The organism is Citrobacter portucalensis (assembly GCF_023374935.1).
GTDB classification, from domain to species: domain Bacteria; phylum Pseudomonadota; class Gammaproteobacteria; order Enterobacterales; family Enterobacteriaceae; genus Citrobacter; species Citrobacter portucalensis.
The window spans coordinates 492531-515538 of record NZ_CP092466.1 but is presented as its reverse complement, the minus strand read 5'-3'; the positions used below and the strand labels follow the sequence as shown (position 1 = coordinate 515538).

At 52.4% G+C, this 23008-nt stretch carries 22 protein-coding genes; 9 read left to right on the top strand and 13 right to left on the bottom strand.

The features are described 5' to 3' along the window. Window positions 1-12: 12 nt before the first annotated feature. From LY264_RS02505 to LY264_RS02495, 3 genes are all read left to right on the top strand, one after another. Window positions 13-1431 carry a glutamate synthase small subunit gene (locus tag LY264_RS02505; RefSeq protein WP_008785940.1) on the top strand — a complete coding sequence of 473 codons (1419 nt, stop codon included), beginning with the start codon at window positions 13-15 and terminating at the stop codon, window positions 1429-1431. Window positions 1432-1678: 247 nt separating this feature from the next. Then, a complete protein-coding gene (codB, locus tag LY264_RS02500; protein ID WP_048225726.1) occupies window positions 1679-2929 on the top strand; it encodes a cytosine permease in 1251 nt (416 codons plus the stop codon). After that, window positions 2919-4199 (top strand): cytosine deaminase, encoded by a 1281-nt coding sequence (locus LY264_RS02495; RefSeq protein WP_008785942.1) that lies wholly within the window; start codon window positions 2919-2921, stop codon window positions 4197-4199. Before codB ends, LY264_RS02495 begins: the two co-directional genes overlap by 11 nt. A gap of 58 nt (window positions 4200-4257) precedes the next feature. Here LY264_RS02495 and nanQ read toward each other — a convergent pair whose 3' ends face one another. From nanQ to nanR, 5 genes are all read right to left on the bottom strand, one after another. Then, complete coding sequence (nanQ, locus tag LY264_RS02490; protein WP_048216381.1) at window positions 4258-4725, bottom strand: N-acetylneuraminate anomerase; 468 nt, start codon at window positions 4723-4725, stop codon at window positions 4258-4260. A 2-nt stretch (window positions 4726-4727) separates the two neighbouring features. Beyond that, complete coding sequence (gene nanK / locus LY264_RS02485; RefSeq protein WP_048225728.1) at window positions 4728-5597, bottom strand: N-acetylmannosamine kinase; 870 nt, start codon at window positions 5595-5597, stop codon at window positions 4728-4730. Window positions 5598-5693: 96 nt separating this feature from the next. Continuing rightward, window positions 5694-7184 carry an MFS transporter gene (locus tag LY264_RS02480; RefSeq protein WP_048225730.1) on the bottom strand — a complete coding sequence of 497 codons (1491 nt, stop codon included), beginning with the start codon at window positions 7182-7184 and terminating at the stop codon, window positions 5694-5696. 109 nt (window positions 7185-7293) lie between these two features. Beyond that, window positions 7294-8187 carry an N-acetylneuraminate lyase gene (gene nanA / locus LY264_RS02475; RefSeq protein ID WP_048215450.1) on the bottom strand — a complete coding sequence of 298 codons (894 nt, stop codon included), beginning with the start codon at window positions 8185-8187 and terminating at the stop codon, window positions 7294-7296. A gap of 258 nt (window positions 8188-8445) precedes the next feature. Next, a complete protein-coding gene (nanR, locus tag LY264_RS02470) occupies window positions 8446-9237 on the bottom strand; it encodes a transcriptional regulator NanR (protein WP_048225732.1) in 792 nt (263 codons plus the stop codon). A gap of 359 nt (window positions 9238-9596) precedes the next feature. Between nanR and dcuC the strand changes: the two genes are divergently transcribed. Further along, window positions 9597-10964, top strand: a complete 1368-nt coding sequence (gene dcuC, locus LY264_RS02465) for an anaerobic C4-dicarboxylate transporter DcuC (RefSeq protein WP_048225734.1) — start codon at window positions 9597-9599, stop codon at window positions 10962-10964. A 56-nt stretch (window positions 10965-11020) separates the two neighbouring features. Here the strand turns inward: dcuC and sspB are convergent, their stop codons facing one another. The 5 genes from sspB to zapE form a co-directional block, all read right to left on the bottom strand. Next, window positions 11021-11524 carry a ClpXP protease specificity-enhancing factor gene (gene sspB / locus LY264_RS02460; protein WP_003025130.1) on the bottom strand — a complete coding sequence of 168 codons (504 nt, stop codon included), beginning with the start codon at window positions 11522-11524 and terminating at the stop codon, window positions 11021-11023. Window positions 11525-11529: 5 nt separating this feature from the next. Further along, entirely contained in the window at window positions 11530-12168 is a 639-nt protein-coding gene (gene sspA / locus LY264_RS02455; RefSeq protein WP_003025132.1) for a stringent starvation protein SspA, read from the bottom strand. A gap of 316 nt (window positions 12169-12484) precedes the next feature. Then, window positions 12485-12877, bottom strand: coding sequence for a 30S ribosomal protein S9 (gene rpsI / locus LY264_RS02450; protein WP_003025138.1), 393 nt, complete (start codon window positions 12875-12877; stop codon window positions 12485-12487). A 15-nt stretch (window positions 12878-12892) separates the two neighbouring features. Next, complete coding sequence (rplM, locus tag LY264_RS02445; protein WP_003025141.1) at window positions 12893-13321, bottom strand: 50S ribosomal protein L13; 429 nt, start codon at window positions 13319-13321, stop codon at window positions 12893-12895. A 218-nt stretch (window positions 13322-13539) separates the two neighbouring features. Further along, the gene (zapE, locus tag LY264_RS02440; RefSeq protein WP_048225736.1) at window positions 13540-14667 is read right to left on the bottom strand and encodes a cell division protein ZapE; all 1128 of its coding nucleotides are present in this window, start codon (window positions 14665-14667) and stop codon (window positions 13540-13542) included. A 192-nt stretch (window positions 14668-14859) separates the two neighbouring features. Here zapE and zapG point away from each other — a divergent pair, with 192 nt between their 5' ends. The 3 genes from zapG (at window position 14860) to degS (ending at window position 17950) form a co-directional block, all read left to right on the top strand. Then, on the top strand, window positions 14860-15258 hold the full coding sequence (gene zapG, locus LY264_RS02435) for a Z-ring associated protein ZapG (protein ID WP_003025147.1): 399 nt from the start codon (window positions 14860-14862) through the stop codon (window positions 15256-15258). Between the two features lie 168 nt (window positions 15259-15426). Then, window positions 15427-16794: a serine endoprotease DegQ gene (gene degQ, locus LY264_RS02430; protein WP_008785951.1), complete on the top strand. Its 1368-nt coding sequence runs from the start codon at window positions 15427-15429 to the stop codon at window positions 16792-16794. 88 nt (window positions 16795-16882) lie between these two features. Further along, a complete protein-coding gene (degS, locus tag LY264_RS02425) occupies window positions 16883-17950 on the top strand; it encodes an outer membrane-stress sensor serine endopeptidase DegS (protein WP_032945146.1) in 1068 nt (355 codons plus the stop codon). 146 nt (window positions 17951-18096) lie between these two features. Here the strand turns inward: degS and mdh are convergent, their stop codons facing one another. Further along, the gene (gene mdh, locus LY264_RS02420) at window positions 18097-19032 is read right to left on the bottom strand and encodes a malate dehydrogenase (RefSeq protein ID WP_008785953.1); all 936 of its coding nucleotides are present in this window, start codon (window positions 19030-19032) and stop codon (window positions 18097-18099) included. A gap of 436 nt (window positions 19033-19468) precedes the next feature. Here mdh and argR point away from each other — a divergent pair, with 436 nt between their 5' ends. Together argR and yhcN are read left to right on the top strand one after the other, a co-directional pair. After that, window positions 19469-19939, top strand: a complete 471-nt coding sequence (gene argR, locus LY264_RS02415) for a transcriptional regulator ArgR (protein ID WP_003025162.1) — start codon at window positions 19469-19471, stop codon at window positions 19937-19939. Window positions 19940-20316: 377 nt separating this feature from the next. Continuing rightward, complete coding sequence (gene yhcN / locus LY264_RS02410) at window positions 20317-20583, top strand: peroxide/acid stress response protein YhcN (protein ID WP_003828812.1); 267 nt, start codon at window positions 20317-20319, stop codon at window positions 20581-20583. A gap of 57 nt (window positions 20584-20640) precedes the next feature. Here yhcN and LY264_RS02405 read toward each other — a convergent pair whose 3' ends face one another. Next, window positions 20641-20919, bottom strand: a complete 279-nt coding sequence (locus LY264_RS02405; RefSeq protein WP_003025168.1) for a barstar family protein — start codon at window positions 20917-20919, stop codon at window positions 20641-20643. Between the two features lie 119 nt (window positions 20920-21038). Next, window positions 21039-23006, bottom strand: a complete 1968-nt coding sequence (gene aaeB / locus LY264_RS02400; protein WP_048225741.1) for a p-hydroxybenzoic acid efflux pump subunit AaeB — start codon at window positions 23004-23006, stop codon at window positions 21039-21041. Between the last annotated feature and the right edge of the window lie 2 nt (window positions 23007-23008).

Below are 23008 nucleotides of genomic sequence, written 5' to 3'. Positions count from 1 at the left end.
GGGGTAGCAGCAATGAGTCAGAACGTATACCAATTTATCGACCTGCAGCGCGTTGATCCACCTAAGAAGCCGCTGAAGATCCGTAAGATCGAGTTTATCGAGATCTACGAGCCGTTTTCCGAAGGTCAGGCCAAAGCACAGGCAGACCGCTGCCTGTCCTGCGGTAACCCGTACTGCGAGTGGAAGTGCCCGGTGCATAACTACATCCCGAACTGGCTGAAACTGGCGAACGAGGGGCGTATTTTTGAAGCAGCAGAACTGTCGCACCAGACCAACACTCTGCCGGAAGTCTGTGGCCGCGTGTGCCCGCAGGATCGTCTGTGTGAAGGATCCTGTACGCTGAACGATGAGTTCGGCGCGGTGACTATCGGTAACATCGAGCGCTATATCAACGATAAAGCATTCGAAATGGGCTGGCGCCCGGATATGACCGGCGTGCGTCAAACCGACAAGCGCGTGGCGATCATCGGTGCCGGTCCGGCAGGCCTGGCCTGTGCTGATGTGCTGACCCGTAACGGCGTGAAGGCGGTGGTATTTGACCGCCACCCGGAAATCGGCGGTCTGCTGACCTTCGGTATCCCGGCCTTCAAACTGGAGAAAGAGGTCATGACCCGCCGTCGTGAAATCTTCACCGGTATGGGCATTGAGTTCAAATTGAACGTGGAAGTGGGCCGCGATGTACAGCTTGACGATCTGCTGAAAGATTATGACGCCGTGTTCCTTGGCGTAGGTACCTATCAGTCGATGCGCGGTGGGCTGGAAAACGAAGACGCTTCCGGTGTGTTTGATGCCCTGCCGTTCCTGATCGCCAATACCAAACAGTTGATGGGCTTTGGCGAAAGCAGCGACGAGCCGTACATCAGCATGGAAGGCAAACGCGTCGTCGTTCTCGGCGGTGGCGATACCGCGATGGACTGCGTGCGGACCTCGGTTCGCCAGAACGCAGCACATGTCATCTGCGCTTATCGTCGTGACGAAGAGAACATGCCGGGTTCCAAACGCGAAGTGAAAAATGCGCGTGAAGAAGGCGTCGAATTCCAGTTCAACGTCCAGCCTTTAGGCGTGGAAGTGAACGCCAACGGTAAGGTATGCGGTGTGAAAATGGCGCGTACCGAAATGGGTGAACCAGATGCGAAGGGCCGTCGCCGTGCGGAGATCGTCGCCGGTTCCGAACACGTTGTTCCGGCAGATGCGGTGGTACTGGCATTTGGCTTCCGTCCGCACAGTATGGAGTGGCTGGCAAAACACAGCGTCGAACTGGATTCTCAGGGCCGCATTATTGCTCCAGAGCGCAGCGACAACGCCTTCCAGACCAGCAACCCGAAAATCTTCGCCGGTGGCGACATCGTGCGCGGTTCGGATCTGGTGGTCACCGCGATTGCCGAAGGTCGTAAAGCGGCAGACGGTATCCTGAACTACCTGGAAGTGTAATACAGCCTCTTAAGGCATCTCATCTGCCCTGGTGGGTGAGATGCCAAATTCCTGCCGCAATACCGCCAAACCTGCCGATTAAGCCAGTCTGACAACACGTTTAGTAAACAGGGCAAATAACCTTAACACCCCAAACAGATCGACATCATCAATAATAACCATGTAAAAATCAGACGAAAACGTTTGCTTTACGTTGAGAACTGTATATTATGCGGCGGATTTTTTGGGCAAAATTCATGGAGGCGTTGTGTCGCAAGACAACAATTATAGCCAGGGCCCCGTCCCTCTGGCGGCGCGAAAAGGCGTAGTTCCACTAACATTTGTCATGTTGGGACTCACATTCTTTTCCGCCAGTATGTGGACCGGTGGCACACTCGGTACCGGTCTTTCTTATAATGATTTCTTCCTGGCAGTTCTCTTCGGTAATCTTCTCCTCGGTATTTACACTGCATTTCTCGGTTTTATCGGCGCAAAAACAGGGCTCTCAACCCACCTTCTGGCGCGTTACTCATTTGGTGTGAAAGGTTCATGGCTTCCCTCTCTGCTGTTAGGCGGCACACAGGTAGGCTGGTTTGGCGTTGGTGTGGCCATGTTTGCTATCCCGGTTGGCAAAGCGACGGGAATTGACGTCAATATCCTGATTGCGATTTCCGGTCTGTTGATGACCCTGACCATCTTTTTTGGCATCTCAGCGCTGACCGTTTTATCTATCATCGCCGTGCCTGCCATCGTCGTACTTGGCAGCTACTCCGTCTGGCTGGCAGTGAGCGATGTCGGCGGTTTGGAGCATTTAAAAGCGATAGTGCCGCAAACGCCGCTGGATTTCTCCACCGCACTGGCGCTGGTAGTCGGCTCGTTTGTCAGCGCAGGGACGTTAACCGCTGACTTCGTCCGTTTTGGCCGCAACGCCAAAGGCGCGGTGCTGATCGCCATGGTGGCGTTTTTCCTTGGCAATTCGCTTATGTTCATCTTCGGCGCTGCGGGCGCGGCTGCGGTTGGACAGGCGGATATCTCTGACGTGATGATTGCCCAGGGACTGCTGCTGCCCGCGATCATCGTTCTCGGCCTGAATATCTGGACCACCAACGATAATGCGCTGTACGCATCGGGCCTGGGATTTGCCAATATTACCGGCCTTTCCAGCCGTACGCTGTCAGTGGCTAACGGTATTATTGGCACACTGTGCGCACTGTGGCTTTACAATAACTTTGTCGGCTGGCTGACATTTCTGTCGGCAGCGATTCCCCCGATTGGCGGGGTGATCATCGCCGACTATCTGCTGAACCATCGCCGCTATGCCGACTTCAGCAAAGCGCAATTTATTTCCGTAAACTGGATAGCGATCCTGTCCGTTGCACTTGGCATTGCCGCAGGTCACTATATTCCCGGCATCGTGCCCGTCAATGCCGTACTTGGCGGCGTATTCAGCTATATCCTGCTGAATCCACTTTTCAATCGCAGCCTTGCTAAATCCCCGGAGGTCAGCCATGCAGAATAATAACATCACCATTCATCAGGCGCGTTTACAGGGACGTGAAGGGTTATGGCAAATCACGATTGAAAACGGGCGCTTTAGCCGTATTGAGCCTCAAGACGCAGCGACGTTACCACAGGGTGAAGTGCTTGATGCTGAAGGCGGTCTGGCTATCCCACCGTTCGTTGAGCCACATATCCATCTGGACACTACACAAACCGCGGGCGAGCCGAGCTGGAATCAGTCTGGTACGTTGTTTGAGGGCATTGAACGCTGGGCTGAACGTAAGGCAATGCTCACTCACGAAGACGTCAAAGCGCGCGCCATGCAGACCCTGAAGTGGCAGATGGCCAACGGCATCCAGTATGTCCGTACTCACGTTGACGTTTCCGACCCTACGTTGACGGCGCTAAAAGCCATGCTGGAGGTGAAGCAAGAAGTCGCTCCGTGGGTAGAGCTACAGATTGTCGCGTTCCCGCAAGAAGGCATTCTTTCTTATCCCAATGGTGAAGCGCTCCTGGAGGAAGCCGTGCGTCTGGGCGCCGACGTCATTGGCGCGATCCCGCACTTTGAATTCACGCGTGAATATGGCGTAGAGTCGCTGCATAAGATTTTCGCTCTGGCGCAAAAATACGACAAACTTATCGACGTGCACTGTGACGAAATCGATGATGAGCAATCCCGCTTTGTTGAAACCGTTGCGGCACTGGCACATCGCTACAATATGGGCGAGCGCGTGACCGCCAGCCATACCACGGCGATGCATTCCTACAACGGCGCGTATGCTTCCCGTCTTTTCCGTCTGTTGAAAATGTCCGGCATTAACTTTGTCGCAAATCCACTGGTGAATATTCACCTGCAAGGGCGCTTTGACACTTATCCTAAGCGTCGTGGTGTTACGCGCGTCAAAGAGATGCTGGAAGCGGAGATCAACGTCTGCTTCGGTCATGATGACGTCTTCGATCCGTGGTACCCGCTGGGCACTGCGAATATGCTGCAGGTGCTGCATATGGGATTACACGTGTGCCAACTGATGGGATACGGACAAATTAACGATGGGTTGAACCTGGTCACCAGCCACAGCGCGAAAACCCTGCACCTGCAGGACTACGGTCTGAACGTGGGGAATTCTGCGAATCTGGTGATTTTGCCTGCAGAAAATGGGTTTGACGCGGTTCGTCGCCAGACGCCTGCCCGTTATTCCATTCGTCATGGTCGAGTCATTGCCGAGACGGTCCCAAGCCAAACCACACTGCATCTGACGCAGCCAGAAACGGTGACGTTTAAGCGCTAGGTCGTTACATTCCATGTCGGATGGCGTAAGCCTTGCCATCCGACACAGTCTCTCATTCTCAAGCTTGTAATAAGCTGGCGCGGACTTTGATCACCACTTTTTTGATGTCCATCGGGGCCTGCACCACACAACCCGGTTTATGCGGCTCGCCCGGCATAAAAATCACAAATTTTCCCGGCTTCAGTACCATAGCCTGTTCATCGGCAATCTGGCTGCACAGCTGATAATCATCCTCGATGTGCATCTCTTCACAGTGACGAGCAGAATCGGTCATCCCGAACAGAATCCGTTCTTCGCCGGACAACAGCATCTGAATATCAATGTACTGCTGATGCAGCTCCGCTTTCTTATGCTCTGGGCTCTGCGTTGTAAATTGCATGACATTCATAAAAATATTCTCGCCCTGCAACGTGTAGCGCCCAGGCGTCTTCTCCTGCGGATTCGCCGCAATGGCAAGCGTTAACGCCTGCTGCAAGACCGGATGTAATCCGGCAGAAGGCAGTGAATTCAACGCATCTGATATCATCATCATTCTCCCTGGGCCAACAGCGCGGCCCCCAGTAATCCAGCGTCATGACGGTAATGCGCCGCCAGCAATTCCACGTGATAGGCCAAAGGCTCTTGTGCCAGATAATGTTCCACCAGCGCAAGATACCCTTCAGCCAGCCCAACGCTGCCGCCAATCACCACAATCTGGCAATCGGTCGTGGCCTTCACATCGGCAACAAGCCTTGCCAAAGTACGCGCCGAGCGATGGATCAACCGGCTTGCCTGCTCATCCCCCTGTCCGGCACGGCTAAAAATAGTTTTGGCGTCGAATCCGGCAAGCGCGCCTTCGGCAGCCGCCGCTATTCCACGACCGGATGCGATCGCCTCAACGCAACCCACACGCCCGCAGCCGCAAACAGGCCCATGCGGATCGGCCAGCGTATGTCCCAGATGCCCAGCCAGACCGCCGACTCCGGTCAGCAGTGTCCCACCGCTGACGACTCCCCCGCCCACGCCTGTGGAGACGGTAATAAACACCAGATCGCGGTACTCACCACCAAGCGCATCGTACTCAGCCCACGCCGCTGCCTGTGCGTCATTGACGGCCAGCGTCGGCAGGTCGGTGATTTGCTCCAGCGTTTGTGTCAGCGGAAAATGCATCAACCCGCCGAGGTTATGCGGATTCAGCGCCAGTAAAGCCCCCTCACGAATAATCCCCGTCGAGGCGATCGCCACCCGATTAGCACGCCCCTGTAGCGGTGCAACCAGTGTTTGTAACGCGGCGCGCAGCGCTTGCGCCGTTTTACTGGCAGGCGTCGGCAGTTCACGCCGCTCGCGGACTTGCAGATTGTTCTCTACCAGCGCGGCAGCCAATTTGGTGCCGCCAATATCAATCGCCAGTGTGGTCATGACACCGCCTCATGCATCGTAGTGGCGCTCTGTAGCTCAAAGAACGACATATTCTTCCCTTACGGCTATTGCCCGGTTCAGCACCGGGCAATTGGATTAACTTTTGGATTTCACCATGGTGCTTTTGTCACCGCCGAACGGCACGGCCCCGCTAAACGGTCGACCATCGATGGCGTCATGCGTACGTAACGCTTCAGGACGCAGCCAGCGCTGTACGCGGGACGGCATATCGAGACCAATCAGCAGGATCACCACAAATGTCAGGCCGAAGGAGAGCGATCCCAGCGCGGTACCCAGATCAAGACGTTGGGCAATCAGCGCGCCGATGATCGGTGCCAAAGCCCCGCCCAGTGCGCCCACGTTATAGGTGAAGCCCAATCCCGCCGCACGCTGATCGGTATCGAAATAGCCGCCAATCAGTTTTGGTAAGATCCCGGAGATCCCCTGGCCGAGCATTTGTTGGAAAAACAGCAGCAAACCCAGTACCCAGACGTTTGAACCGCCTATTGCAAACACCGGAATAATCAGCAACTGCGAGGCCAGCAGACTGCAGACATAGGCTTTACGCGTGCCCAGCCAGTCGCCAAGAAAACCACCGACGCAACAACCGACCGCCGCACCAAAGCCGCTAAAGAAGAGCACTCTGGCCACCGTGGAAGGATCGTACAGCAGTTCCGTTTTCAGATAGGTTGGCAACAGCGCCTGAATCGGCCACGAGTACAGGAAGGCGAATAGCACGACCACCATCAGCATCACGCCCGTCGGCCAGCGTTTCCCGCTGCTTTGCACCATAAAGCTAATGAAGATAAAGGCGCATATCAGTCCCAGGGCCGCCACGATAGCCGCATTTTGCAGGTTGCCAGCAAAGCAGAACCACAGCGCAGTTGCAGCGGCGAGCGTCATCAGAATATTAATTACCCGATGCTCGCCCCGGTAGAGAATGTCCACCATCGTGCGCACTGGCGCTTTGCCTTCGTGTTTTTCTTTCCAGTCTTCCGCTTCCGGAATATTTTTACGCAGCCAGAGGGCGAAGATAATTGGCAGGATGCCGATGAAGAACAGCGCGCGCCATCCCCAGACCGGGACCACCAGACTGTAGACCTGGGCGGCGATCACGGCACCAACGGAAAAGCCGGAAATCAGGAAACCACTGGCTTTGTTTCGCAGATGTTTAGGCCAACTTTCAATAACATAGGTTGCGCTGGAACCATACTCACCGGCCATTCCCATACCGATAACCAGGCGGGCGATAAACATGGTGGTGTAGCCCGGCGCAAAGCCGCAGGCCAGCGTCCCCACGGAGAACAGAATGATACTGGTGACCATGGCCAGGCGGCGTCCGTAACGATCGCCCATGGCCCCCAACATTAATCCGCCAAACCAACGGGAGATAAAGGCGGCCGAGATCAGACTGGCAGCCTGCACCGTCGTCAGTCCGAATTCGCCCTGCACTTCTGTCAGCACCAGGGCGATTAACACAAAATCGAAACCATCAAGCAAATATCCCAGCCAGGCGGCGGAAAATGCCCGCCATTGTGCCCGATTAAGATGGCGATACCACGGGATGCTCTGGGTAGAAGTACTCATTTTACTCTCCCGACGATTTTTGTTGTTGTGCCGGATACTGGCTTTGCCCTACCCGGCCTACGGTCGAAAATCCAGGCCGGGCAAGCGAAGCGCCCCCGGCTACCCGTGATTACGCCTTTTCCGCCAGCAGTTGGTTTGCCAGCGCTTTCAGTTCCGGCAGATATTGTTCATCTACCGGGGCAAAGGGTTTACGGCACAGTGGGACAGAAACCACATCCATATAGTGCAGTACTGTTTTCAGGCCGCGGAACACGCCAACCTTAATAAGCAGATCGATAACCTTATTGCACTCGGTTTGCAGCTTTTGCGCCGTGCGAATGTCGCCTTCTTTGAGCGCTTTCACAATTCCCTGATAGCGCCACCCCATGATGTTATAAGTGCTACCGATACCGCCATCTGCACCCGCCAGCAGTCCGGAAGCGAAGATCTCGTCATAGCCGTTATAAAGCACCAGATCGGGATGAGCGCGGCGGATCTGTTCCATCTGATAGAGATCGCCGGAAGTTTGTTTCAGCGCGCCAACGCCAGGTAGCGTCACCAGCGTGTTGATCTGATCCAGAGTCAGTTTTACGCCGCTCAGCGCCGGGATGTTATAGACCACCATCGGCAATCCATTAGCTGAATCAATAATTGCGCGGTAGTGGTCGCAATGCTCTTCAAAGCTGAACGGATAGTAAAACGGCGTGACGGCCGAAACTGCATCAAAGCCGTAACGATGCGCGGCGCTCGCCAGCTGTTGGCTTTCTTCGGTGCTCACCGTGCCAACATGAGCGATCAGCGTCACCTTGCCTTTCGCTTCTTCGGCCACAATTTCCAGCACCTGCTCTCTTTCAACGCGGTTTTGGACAAAGGCCTCACCCGTTGAGCCACCGACATAGAGCCCATCGACACCCTGACCAATGTTGAAACGCACCAGGCGGCGCAGACTCTCGATGTCCAGTCGCTGTTGATTATCGAATGGGGTTAACAATGCTGGCATTACGCCTTTTAAATCTCTTGCCATAACGACCTCTGACGATGATTAGTGTTATCTGACTACATACCTTTATACCTGTTATACCAGATCAAATAAGCAGCAATACAATACAGAACGCTTATAGTGCGATCTACTTCACTAAACACTTCATTCTTCAAGCCGCCTCTGCGTAGCTGCGTTCGCTCACCCCTGTCACATAGTTACCTATGCTCCAGGGGATTCGCTCTCTTGCCGCCTTGATGCAACTTGAATGATTTTGTGTTTAAACGATCGTCGGGATCGCGATCACTTACGCAATTTTTTACTTTTGCTGAAGGCGTGCCAGGTCGCGGAAACGCTGTTGAGGTGTTCTTGCAGTGCGCGGTCAGCTTCTTCAGGATCGCGCTGGCGAATAGCTTCTACAATCGCGATATGCTGCTGATAACTCAAGTTGTTGTGCTCATACAACTCTTGATCGGCGACGGTCGGACGGGCGGCAATCAGCCAGTCTAACAGCGCAACATGGATAGCCATAAAGATAGGATTGCCCGGGATCTCAGCCAGTACACGGTGAAAATCAACGTCCGAGCGGATGAACAACGTATTGTCATCGAGCGACTGGCTGTTGATCTCCAGTGCTTTAGCCAGTCTGTCGATTTGCTCATCTGTCGCATGTTCGGCGGCGTATCGTACCAGGCTGGATTCAAAGAAAAGTCGCAACTGCTCGAAGTGGGCAATGCCACCGGGATGTGCGAGGAAATCTTTCGCCATACCAGACAGCTCGCTGATGATGGTATCAGCTGAAGGACGCGAAACGCGGGCGCGCTCGCCGTTGTTGATTTGTACCAGACCTTTGCGTTTTAACGCGGCCAGCGCTTCTCGTACAGAAGGACGGCCCACGTTAAAGAAGGCCATCAGCTCCCGCTCAGACGGCAACTGTTCGCCCTCGCCAAATTCCCGACGACGAATCATCTGCTCCAGTTCTTCTTCAACCATTTCAGACAGTTTTTTACGCGCCAACGGGCGATTGCGTAAGCTACGGCCAATGGTGGATGGAGAGTCTTCAGCTTGCGAATCAAATGCGTTCATAGGGTCCATTCAGCTAAGTCGTGGTGACAAACAACAGCGGGTTTATCCTAACACAGGATCGAAAGCAGGGTGAAATGATGGACGATCTGATCCGGCTGGCCTATTGATAATATACGTAACAGCAATATTATTTTAAGCGAGTATCTTCTGCCTCATTTTAATTGAATGGAGTTAAATAGCTTCATGAAAATTATGAATATGAACGTGATAATTTATCATAACCATCTATTTTATAACGATAAATAATTACACCATCGAATTAAAAATAAGATATTCACTCCATAAAAAATGCCCAGAAAAATATAACATCCGTTTTGACAGCAGCGTTATTACCGGATTTATCTTCTTCTCTGACATGGAGTGAAACAATGTTCGGCATCATTATCTCTGTCATCGTTTTATTAACGATGGGTTACCTGATCCTCAAAAACTACAAACCGCAGGTCGTGTTGGCCGCCGCCGGGATCTTCCTGATGATCTGCGGCGTCTGGCTGGGCTACGGCGCGTTGGTCGCTGACGACAAAAGCAGTGGCTATCTACTGGTCGATATTTACAATGAAATTTTGCGTATGCTCTCCAACCGCGCGGCCGGACTGGGGTTATCAATCATGGCGGTGGGCGGTTATGCCCGTTATATGGACAGGATGGGGGCCAGCAGAGCGATGGTTAGCCTGTTAAGTCGCCCGCTCAAGCTAATCCGTTCCCCCTATGTAGTTCTTGCCGCCACCTATGTGATTGGTCAGATCATGGCGCAGTTCATTACCAGCGCATCCGGGTTAGGTATGTTGCTGATGGTGACGCTGTTCCCAACGCTGGTTAGTCTTGGCGTGAGCCGTTTATCCGCTGTTGCGGTCATTGCCACTTCGATGTCGATTGAATGGGGCATTCTGGAAACCAACTCTATTTTTGCCGCGCAGGTCGCGGGCATGAAAATCGCCACCTATTTCTTTCAATACCAGTTGCCCGTCGCGTCGTGTGTCATTGTCGCCGTCGCCATTGCGCATTTTTTCGTTCAGCGTCAATTTGATAAAAAAGCCGCACCGGAAAGTAACGGATTTGCGGAACATAAGACGCTGGAAAACGTACCCCCGCTCTATTACGCCATTTTGCCGGTGATGCCGCTGATCCTGATGCTGGGCTCGCTTTCCCTTGCACAAATGGGGCTAATGAAAGCTGAGTTGAATCTGGTGGTGGTGATGTTAATGAGCATGACTCTGACTATGTTTGTTGAATTCCTGCATAAACATAATCTGCGCGAAACGATGGATGATGTGCAGGCTTTTTTTGACGGCATGGGGACGCAGTTTGCCAACGTTGTCACCCTGGTGGTCGCCGGTGAAATCTTTGCGAAAGGGTTGACGACTATCGGGACTGTCGATGCCGTAATAAAAGGCGCAGAGCATTCCGGTCTTGGAGGTATCGGCGTGATGATCATCATGGCGGTGGTCATCGCCGCCTGCGCAATCGTCATGGGGTCAGGCAACGCGCCGTTTATGTCTTTTGCCAGCCTCATTCCGGATATTGCCGCCGGGCTGCATATTCCTGCCGTAGTAATGATTATGCCGATGCATTTTGCCACTACGCTTGCCCGCGCGGTGTCACCCATAACCGCTGTAATTGTCGTGACATCGGGTATTGCCGGCGTGTCGCCCTTTGAGGTGGTAAAGCGCACCGCTATTCCGATGGCAGTGGGGTTTGTGGTGAATATGATAGTCACCATCGCGCTGTTTTATTGATTGCAGAGCCAGAAAACAGAACAGGCCCGAAAGGGCCTGTTTTCTTATTTCACTCTTTATTTCACTACGCGTAGCGCTGGGCGCCCGCCGCGGGGCGGCGGAGGAGTGTCATCCGGATCGTTGTCGTCGCCATTATCAGGTTTATCGCCATCAATGACCGACATGACCGTTTCACTCTCAAAACCAGACGCGTCGTTGTCGTCATCATTTAAGCTGGCAACATCTTCGTCGTAGGCGGCTTCCGGTTCGAACATCGTACCGGCGCCATTTTCACGTGCATAAATTGCCAGAACGGCAGCCAACGGCACAGACACCTGACGCGGCACACCACCGAAGCGCGCGTTAAAGCGCACTTCATCGTTAGCCAGTTCCAGGTTACCCACCGCACGAGGTGCAATATTCAGAACAATTTGCCCGTCACGCGCATATTCCATTGGAACCTGCACGTCCTGGAGCGTCACATCCACCACCAGATGCGGCGTGAGCTGGTTGTCCAGCAACCACTCATAGAACGCGCGCAGCAGATACGGACGGCGTGGTGTTAGCTGTGGCAAATCCATACAGGTTAACCCCGGCCCAGACGCATTTCACGTTCAGGCTCAGTCAGAGAAGCCAGGAAAGAGTCACGTTCGAAGACGCGAGTCATGTACCCTTTCAGTTCTTTCGAACCTGCACCGTTGAATTCAATACCCAACTGCGGTAAACGCCACAGCAGCGGCGCCAGGTAGCAGTCTACCAGGCTGAACTCATCGCTCAGGAAGTAAGGTTTCTGGCCAAATACTGGCGCGATTGCCAGCAGTTCTTCGCGCAGACGCTTACGCGCGACTTCGGCTTCAGATGCAGAACCGTTCACGATGACGTTCATCAGCGTGTACCAGTCTTTTTCAATACGCTGCATGTACAGGCGGCTTTCACCACGCGCAACCGGGTAAACCGGCATCAGCGGCGGATGCGGGAAGCGCTCATCCAGGTATTCCATAATGATGCGAGATTCCCACAGGGTCAGCTCACGATCCACCAGTGTCGGTACGCTCTGATTCGGGTTGAGGTCGATCAGATCCTGAGGTGGATTGTCCTTCTCCACATGCTCAATCTCGAAACTAACACCTTTCTCAGCCAGCACAATGCGGACCTGATGGCTATAGATGTCAGTAGGACCAGAAAACAGCGTCATTACCGAACGTTTGTTGGCAGCGACAGCCATGAAAACCTCCAGGTATATTCAGAATTTTTACTGCTACCAGCCACTCAGTGGCCAGCCAGAAGTGATGTCACCCAGACTCGGGAAAGTCATTACTGTTCAAAATACAAACAAAAAATGAACGATACCGGACATTTGGGCAGAAAATTGGATGATAGTTTACCAGATTTTGTGACCTTTGTGGTGAGTCGATTCTTGAAATGGGGAAAAAGAGGTGGCAATCAGCGGATTACCGTGGATCTGAGGCGAGAAATAACGATAAAAAAACCCGCCGAAGCGGGTTTTTTCGCAAATTGTCGTCTGCCGAAGCAGAGTACAATTAACGTTTGGAGAACTGAGGACGACGACGTGCTTTACGCAGACCGACTTTCTTACGTTCAACCTGACGAGCATCACGGGTAACGAAGCCAGCTTTACGCAGTTCGCCACGCAGGGATTCGTCGTACTCCATCAGAGCGCGGGTGATACCGTGACGGATCGCACCAGCCTGACCAGAGATACCACCACCTTTAACAGTGATGTACAGATCCAGTTTCTCAACCATGTCGACCAGTTCCAGCGGCTGACGAACTACCATGCGGGCAGTTTCACGACCGAAGTACTGTTCCAGAGAACGTTGGTTGATTACGATTTTACCACTGCCCGGTTTGATGAAAACGCGAGCTGCGGAACTTTTGCGGCGACCAGTGCCGTAGTATTGATTTTCAGCCATTGCCTATAATCCCGATTAGATGTCAAGAACTTGCGGTTGCTGTGCCGCGTGGTTGTGCTCGTTGCCAGCGTAAACTTTCAGTTTACGGAACATAGCACGACCCAGCGGGCCTTTTGGCAGCATGCCTTTAACCGCGATTTCAAGCACACGCTCAGGACGGCGAGCAATCATCTCTTCAAAGGTCGCTTGTTTGATACCACCGATGTGGCCGGTGTGGTGATAGTACACTTTGTCAGTACGCTTGTTGCCGGTTACAGCAACTTTGTCAGCGTTCAGAACGATGATGTAATCACCGGTATCTACGTGCGGAGTGTATTCCGCTTTGTGCTTACCGCGCAGGCGCAGAGCCAGTTCGGAAGCCAGACGGCCCAGAGTTTTACCGGTCGCGTCAACAACATACCAGTCGCGTTTTACGGTTTCTGGTTTAGCTGTAAAAGTTTTCATTAAAAGCTTACCCAAATAAATAAGTTACACGTTGGTGAACACCCAAACGTTTTGTCAGTTGAGGTTCACACGACATTGTCCAGCAAACCTACCCCTTCGAATAGCCTATGCCGGCGCATAGAAAGTTTTGGGAAAAAAACTCTCTCGTAACGTGGGGTCGCAAGATTATAGAGAAGTCAGGGTCAAAGATCGACCCCTTTATGTGATTTGCTGCAGGTTTAACCGGCTAAATGTTCCCGCTTCAGATACTCTTCGCTTTGCATCTCCTGCAAACGCGACAAACAACGCTGAAATTCAAACTTCAGACGCTCGCCCTGATAAATTTCATAGAGGGGTGATGCCGCACTGACCACCAGCTTGACGTGGCGTTCGTAGAACTCATCCACCAATGCGATAAAGCGTCGCGCTTCACTCTCCATCAGCGGGGTCATGACCGGCACATCAGACAACAGCACCGTGTGAAACAGACGCGACAGCGCAATATAGTCATGCTGACTCCGGGCATCGACGCAGAGCGTGGTAAACGACACCGCCAGCGTTTGGTTTTCGACGGCCAGCGTCTGCATCGGACGATGATTGATCTCCAGCGTTGGCGCATGTTCACCTTTGGTTCCCGCTAATGCCAGCCAAAGCTTATCCATCTGCTGGCGGGTTTCCTCATTCAATGGCGACAACCACAAATGCGCCTGCGTTAAGGTACGCAGACGATAATCGACGCCGGCATCGACATTCATGATGTCACAATGCTGTTTGATGGCATCAATGGCAGGAAGAAAACGCGTGCGTTGCAAACCGTTGCGATACAGCTCATCTGGCGGAATATTGGAGGTCGCCACCAGCGTAATACCGCGGGCAAACAGCGCCTTCATCAGGCCGCCAAGCAGCATGGCATCGGTGATATCAGAAACAAAAAATTCGTCGAAGCACAGCACGTCCGTTTCGGCCTTAAAGCGGTCGGCAATGATTTCCAGCGGATCGCTATGCCCCTGCAGGGCGGTAAGTTCTTCATGGACGCGCAGCATAAAACGGTGAAAGTGCAAACGCTGTTTACGCCCGCCCGGCAGGCTATGGTAGAACAGATCCATCAGCCAGGTTTTTCCGCGCCCAACTCCGCCCCACATATATAAACCACGCACCGGTGCGTTGATCGGTGACTCACGCTTGCCCAGCAATTTACCAAAACGCGCCATCAGTCCACTCTCCTGCGGCGCAGGACGTGCTGGCGTTGTAAGCGCCTGGAAAATTGTTTCCAGTCGATTCACGGCTTCGAGTTGTACGTTGTCGGGTTGATGACTGCCGTCGTTGAGGGCTTGCTGGTAACGCGATGTCGGGGAAAGGCTTTGCATGATGTTATTGTTATTCCTTGAGAATCGATGTGCCGTCGCTCACGGTTGACGAAAAAAAGGCCGTTCTACATTACGTGATATAAACACGGGATTCCACTTCTACGGGATTAGCGGTTATAGTGGCATAATCAGGCGCAGGCATGGAGCCTAAAGCCAACACCCTACGGAAACACAAGACAACGGGAGATGTTCATGACCTGGGAATATGCGCTAATTGGGTTAGTCGTCGGTATCATTATTGGTGCTGTAGCCATGCGTTTTGGTAATCGTAAATTACGTCAACAGCAGGCATTGCAGTACGAACTGGAAAAAAATAAAGCTGAGCTGGAAGAGTACCGCGAAGAGCTGGTGAGCCACTTTGCCCGCAGCGCTGAATTGCTGGATAACATGGCGGATGATTATCGTCAGATTTACCAGCACATGGCGAAAAGCTCCAGCAACCTGCTGCCGGGTATGTCGCCGGAAAACAACCCGTTCCGTAACCGTCTGGCAGAGTCTGAAGCAGGCAACGATCAGGCGCCGGTTCAGATGCCACGTGACTATTCTGAAGGGGCATCCGGCCTGCTGCGTAGCGGCGCAAAGCGCGACTAACCGCACATCGTTAAGAAATTTATTGGGCGCAGCAATTGCGCCCTCCGCTTCTCTTCCTGTCCCAGCTATTATTTAGTCGTTAGCCGCATTGTGACCTAACCGAAAATTCAATAACATCAACCTGTTTTGAATCATCTTCCGTTTACTCAAGGTACGAGAGCAGGATCCATGAAAAAACAAACCCAGCTGTTGAGTGCATTAGCGTTAAGTGTCGGGTTAACTCTCTCGGCGCCATTCCCGGCCGCAGCGTCTATCCCCGGCCAGGTTCCCGGTCAGGCTGCGCTTCCCAGCCTCGCTCCGATGCTGGAGAAAGTGTTACCTGCAGTGGTGAGCGTAAGGGTTGAAGGTACCGCCACTCAGGGGCAGAAAGTCCCGGAAGAGTTCAAAAAGTTTTTTGGTGATGAACTTCCCGATCAACCGTCACAGCCCTTTGAAGGGCTGGGCTCAGGGGTCATCATTGACGCAGCCAAAGGCTACGTTCTGACCAATAACCACGTTATTAATCAGGCGCAAAAAATCAGCGTTCAGCTTAATGATGGCCGTGAGTTCGACGCTAAGCTTATCGGCAGCGACGATCAGAGCGATATCGCACTGCTACAAATTCAGCACCCCAGCAACCTGACGCAAATTGCCATTGCTGACTCCGACAAACTTCGCGTGGGTGATTTCGCGGTGGCTGTGGGTAACCCGTTCGGTTTGGGTCAAACAGCCACCTCCGGCATTGTATCTGCCTTGGGTCGCAGTGGGTTGAACCTGGAAGGTCTGGAAAACTTTATTCAGACTGACGCCTCTATCAACCGCGGTAACTCCGGCGGCGCATTGCTCAACCTGAACGGTGAGCTGATCGGTATTAACACCGCGATTCTGGCCCCCGGCGGCGGCAGCATCGGGATTGGTTTTGCAATCCCGAGCAACATGGCGCGCACGCTGGCACAGCAGCTGATGCAGTTTGGTGAAATCAAACGCGGTCTGTTGGGTATCAAAGGCACCGAAATGACCTCGGATATCGCCAAAGCGTTCAAACTGGACGTACAGCGTGGCGCGTTTGTCAGTGAGGTTCTGCCTAACTCCGGCTCCGCAAAAGCGGGAGTGAAATCTGGTGACGTCATTACCAGCCTCAACGGTAAACCGCTAAACAGCTTCGCCGAGCTGCGTTCACGCATTGCAACAACTGAACCTGGGACCAAGGTCAAACTGGGCCTGCTGCGTAACGGTAAACCGCTGGAGGTTGAAGTCACCCTCGATACCAGCACATCATCGTCCGCCAGCGCAGAGATGATTGCGCCTGCGTTGCAAGGGGCCACGCTCAGCGACGGTCAGTTAAAAGACGGCACCAAAGGCATCAGAATTGATAACGTAGAAAAAAGCAGCCCTGCCGCACAGGCCGGTCTGCATAAAGATGACGTTATCATTGGCGTTAACCGCGATCGCGTAAACTCAATCGCCGAAATGCGAAAAGTGCTGGAAGCGAAACCGTCGATCATTGCTCTGCAGGTGGTGCGCGGTAACGAGAGTATTTACCTGCTCCTGCGTTAACGCATGCAACCGGACATCAGCCCCCGTGTGATGTCCGGTTAACTCGTGATATGCTGCTGCCGTTCCCTTTTTTAATGACGCCGCCATCATGTTTGTGAAGCTTTTACGTTCGGTCGCGATTGGTTTAATCGTCGGCGCCATTCTGCTGGCGGCGATGCCCTCTCTGCGAAAAATTAATACGCTTACCGCACCGCAGTTCGACAGTGCAGATGAAACGCCTGCCAGCTATAACTCGGCGGTTCGCCGTGCTGCTCCAGCCGTCGTTAACGTTTATAACCGCAGTATGAACAGCACAGCACATAACCAGCTTGAGATCCGCACGCTCGGCTCAGGCGTTATCATGGATCAGCGCGGCTATATCATTACCAATAAGCACGTCATTAACGATGCCGACCAAATCATCGTCGCATTGCAGGACGGCCGCGTATTTGAAGCGCTGCTTGTGGGGTCTGATACGTTAACCGACCTTGCGGTGCTGAAAATCAACGCCACTGGCGGGCTGCCAACAATCCCAATTAATAACAAACGCGTGCCGCACATTGGTGACGTAGTACTCGCCATCGGTAACCCGTACAACCTTGGGCAAACCATCACTCAGGGGATCATCAGCGCCACCGGTCGAATTGGCCTGAACCCGACAGGACGGCAAAACTTCCTGCAAACAGATGCTTCCATCAACCACGGAAACTCCGGCGGTGCGCTGGTCAACTCACTGGGTGAATTGATGGGGATTAACACGCTGTCATTTGATAAGAGCAACGATGGCGAAACCCCGGAAGGGATCGGTTTTGCCATTCCGTTTCAGTTGGCGACTAAAATCATGGATAAGCTGATTCGTGACGGGCGCGTGATTCGTGGCTACATCGGTATCAGCGGTCGCGAAATTGCACCACTGCACGCTCAGGGCGGCGGGATGGATCAAATTCAGGGGATTGTGGTTAACGAAGTTTCCCCGGATGGTCCGGCAGCACAGGCAGGCATTCAGGTTAACGATCTGATTATCTCGGTCAATAACAAACCGGCGGTGTCTGCGCTGGAAACGATGGACCAGGTGGCAGAGATTCGACCAGGTTCAGTTATCTCCGTTGTCGTGATGCGTGATGACAAACAGTTGACGCTGCAGGTAACGATCCAGGAATACCCAGCCACCAATTAACGTCACGTCTGGCGGCCTACTGACCATAAAAAAACCGGAGCATGTTGGCTCCGGTTTTTATTAGGCGATATCGTAGAGAGTTAGTACGTAATGCCTGATGGCGCTACGCTTATCAGGCCTACAAATACACGCAGGCCTCTCTCGCGTTACTTAACGAACTCTTCGCCCAGAGTAATATCTTTTTTCAGCGTATCCAGCATGCCTTCCAGCGAGCTTTGTTCAAACGCGCTCAGCTTGCCGATAGACTGACGCTCTTCTACGCCGTTTTTACCCAGCAGCAGCGGCTGAGAGAAGAAACGAGCATACTGGCCGTCGCCTTCAACGTAAGCACATTCAACCACACCTTTTTCGCCGCTCAATGCGCGAACCAGGGACAGGCCGAAACGTGCAGCAGCCTGACCCATAGACAGGGTTGCAGAACCGCCACCGGCTTTGGCTTCCACAACTTCAGTACCCGCATTCTGGATACGTTTAGTCAGGTCAGCTGCTTCTTGTTCGGTGAAGCTTACGCCAGGAATTTGTGACAGCAGTGGCAGGATGGTCACGCCAGAATGGCCGCCAATAACCGGAACTTCAACGTCGCCTGGTTGTTTGCCTTTCAGTTCCGCAACAAAGGTGTTGGAGCGGATGATGTCCAGCGTGGTCACGCCAAACAGTTTGTTCTTATCGTATACGCCTGCTTTTTTCAGCACTTCTGCAGCGATAGCAACGGTAGTATTCACCGGGTTGGTGATGATACCGATACACGCTTTCGGGCAGGTTTTAGCAACTTGCTGCACCAGGTTCTTCACGATTCCGGCGTTGACGTTGAACAGGTCGGAACGATCCATACCCGGTTTACGTGCGACACCCGCAGAGATCAGTACCACATCAGCACCTTCCAGTGCAGGGGTAGCATCTTCGCCGCTGAAGCCTTTGATTTTCACAGCAGTAGGGATATGGCTCAAATCAACGGCCACACCAGGTGTTACTGGAGCGATGTCGTACAGGGAGAGTTCTGAACCTGAAGGCAGTTGGGTTTTTAACAGTAATGCTAGCGCCTGACCGATACCACCAGCAGCGCCGAGGACTGCAACTTTCATCCTAAACTCCTTATTATATTGATAAGCAAAATGTCTATTGCTCCGCGGCGGCGACCTTAATTCACAAATCCAATGAATACAACAACCACGCGTCAAGAATGCGTAGTCACGCAAATTTGGCTTTTATGCATTTAACTTACGTAAAATAAAACCTAAGTTACGTAATTCAAAACCACCCACACAGTAGAGCAACTTTCCAACAGGTGCTGACAATATACCCTACCCGCCTCTCAAAACAACATCAATTTGATAACATTTAATTTACTTTTAACCTTATTTGCGAGCCGTGACACAGGCATGTTTCTTGATAACGAAATTTGATAAAATTCCGCTCTTTCATAACATTATTTCAGCCTTGAACAAGGCAGACTGTTTGCATAAAAATTCATCTGTATGCACAATAATGTTGTTTCTACCGCCATATTACGGGTGACTTATGCGAAGCTCGGCAAAACAAGAAGAATTAGTAAAGGCGTTTAAAGCGCTACTTAAAGAAGAAAAGTTCAGCTCTCAAGGCGAAATCGTCCTCGCGTTGCAGGATCAGGGCTTTGATAATATCAATCAGTCCAAGGTTTCACGCATGCTGACCAAATTTGGCGCCGTGCGTACCCGCAATGCGAAAATGGAAATGGTGTACTGTCTTCCGGCGGAGCTGGGTGTACCCACGACCTCAAGCCCGCTGAAAAATCTGGTGTTGGATATCGACTATAACGATGCGGTCGTAGTTATTCATACCAGCCCCGGCGCTGCTCAGTTGATTGCACGTCTGCTGGACTCATTGGGGAAAGCGGAAGGTATCCTGGGTACGATTGCCGGTGACGATACCATCTTCACCACCCCAGCTAAGGGTTTTACGGTAAAAGATCTGTACGAAGCCATTCTGGAACTGTTCGAACAAGAACTGTAATACCGCCTCCCCGTCGCCTCGCGGCGGGGGAAAACACTTTCTTTTCATCCCCCTCCTTCTCTTTTCCACTGCTATTGATTTAACAAATGGTGCGTTTAACCATCAAAACACATTCACATGGTGAATATGCAGCCTTAAAAACGCACATTTTGCAAAATAAAGCATCTACATGATTTAATTAAATTTATTTTGTATAAGCTGTTTGAAATGCTCTTTTTAATTCCATTGAGTTATAAAAAATCATTTCCTTAACACTCAAAACCCAGTGAAACAATTAGCGTGGTATTAATTTATTGGGTGATTAGTGTATACTTGATTTTGTGATGAGGGTCACGAAACACAGACCCCCAATAAAAGAATTCGACGAGGTAAATATCATGAAAATCAAAACTACTATTGCAACCTTAAGCCTTCTTTCTGTCCTCTCCTTCGGTGCAAGCGCCGCGGTTACTCAGGTGAACTCACAAGAAGCACAGAATCTGCAATCCATCGGTAGCGTCTCCGTCTCTCAGATCGGTAGTTCACCAATGGACATGCGTCAGGCCATCGCCGCTAAAGCTGAAAAAGCAGGCGCCAGCAGCTATCGCGTCACCGAACTCCGTGAAGGTGCTCACTGGCACGCTACTGCAGAACTCTACAAATAAACCCTCGTCGTCTAAGTCCGACGACTTGCCCCCGCCTGCCGGGGGCTTTTTTATGTCTTACATTGAGTGACGAACGTTAAAACGCAACTGCCCTTCCAGCTCTTCTTCCGCTTCATCGAACAGTAAAATCAACGCGCCGTATCGCCTGCGCAGCTTGTCCGGTAAATGGACAAATTCAATCTCCAGCGGCAGCGGCAAGACTTCCCCGATCACCACCTCCCACAGAGAATCCAAATCAACCACCTTTTCCCGGGCCAGACCGAACGTGCGCGTGAACTCGCGATAGAAATCGCCCTGATCTTCTATCTCGTCAAAATCAAATGTATAGATGTTCATCTATAGCCACCATCCCGACGCCAGCTACTCTACAGACCGCCAATATCCAGGGGTCTCTCGCATTTTCAGGTAAGTATAGCCATAAAAAAACCGACGCTTTTAGCGTCGGTTTTCAACTCTTAATTACTGACCAGCGCATGCTGGTATTTGTGCAGCATCCCACTGAGTCGTTTTACCGGCTCGGTCACCTGAGGCGGTGCTTGCCAGATGATTAATTTCTCCTGGTAAACCTCAAGCTCCTCCAGTAACTGGCTAAAGTAGCGTCGGCGCTTGTCGTCATTTCCTGCTGAAATTACGTGATCGGCAGTACGACGAAGCTGACGATGGAATGCGGATAGATCCTCGTTTACCGGTACCGGTGCATCACGCAGGCGCTGGTGCGCGATGATCATCGTCAGCGCCAGGCGAAACTTCGCCAGATCGCCGGGAAACTTGTTCATCAGTAAAAACAGCTGCTGATAAAGTGCCGGAAGATGATTTTCTTTACGACGGACTACATTGGTGGTCATTGCTGAAACCGCCGCCGAAACAAACTGGTTGAGCAATACGCGGCCTGTTCTGTCACGAGAGTTATCACGCACCAGCAGAATGACGATAAACGCCAACACGCAGCCAACAATCTGCCCCAGCGCACTATCAAGGAACTGGCTAAAGTGGAAGGTCATCGGGTTATCCAGCACAATGATATTAATGGTGCTGGCCAGCGCCCCCATCGATCCCAACCGTCGTTTCTGTACCTCAATCCCCAGAAAGAATCCCAGCACCGCCAGGCTCAGGCACAGTAACAGCATGCTTTGTTGCGTATTAGGGATAATCACCAGGAAATAGAGCGCTCCGAGCGGTAACGCTGCCAACGTCCCATAGATAAAGTCTATCGCCACCATGCGAGGATTTGGCAAACGCATTGCCAGCGAGGTGACGACCGCAATCATCACCATTGCACCGCTGCCGGAAGTCCATCCGGTCCATAGCCAGAATAAGGTCCCCAGCACACAAGAAAGCGTGGTACGCCAGAAGTTAACCATCGCATGATGACGCTCGGCAGACTCCACTTTCACCACCGGCTCACCTTGCAGGATCTCTTCTTCCGTAGCGCTAATCTTGGTATTACTCACCACACCACGTTTGAGCAGCAGGTAGCGCGTCGCCGCACCTGCCCAGCTATAAATCGTTACCGGTGTTTCACGTTCGCCAGTCCAGACAATAACCCGACGCATCCGCTTCAACTGTTTATGGACATCCTGCACCGTTTCAACCGGCGTATCGAACAACTCGCGGAAGGTGTCGGTGATAAGTTCCGGGCGGGTATTTTGAATAAGGTAAGTTTCACAGGACTGAGTAATGAGCGTGAGCGACAGTGTGTTTAATGCTTTGAGTCTGCGATTAGCACGCACCCAGCGTGAAGACTCCATATTCAGGTTGCTGCGCATGCCCTCCAGCGCCGCCGTTCGACGGACTAAATCGCCCCAGGCTTTATCCACGACCTCGCTGTCGCCGTGCTTAATGCACAACTGCATTAGTTGATATTGCGCCACCAGCAGGCTGTCCAGCTCAACATCAATCTCTTGTTTTATCGAACGGGGAGAGAAAAGCAGATCGGCCACAATGGCACAGACAATCCCCATCACAATTTCACTGCAACGTTCGAGCGCAAATTGTGGCGTCAGCAGCGGTTCAGCCTGAATGGTAATGACGATGATCAGCGCCGTATAGCCCGAAAGCCCCCAGGCATAGGAGTTCTCGATCTTCACCAGTGACGAGATCCAGGTACAAAAACCGGCCCAAATACAGCACACCAGGATCATCAATAACGGAGCGCGGATCATACTGATGATAATGATCAGTCCGGCAATACAACCGATAAATGTCCCGACAATACGCAGCATGCCGCGATAGCGAATAGCCCCTGAATAGGGTTCCCCACCGGCAGCAAAGGCCGGGCCTGCCGCCACAATAGCTGCAGTCAGCACCGCCCAACGCGGAGTTTCAAGTTGGAAGTGAAAACCAACGAACAGCGCCAGTACAATCGCGCACGCCAGTTTTACCGCAAAGCGGATATGCTGGTTGGCAATGGAGAAAATACCCATCA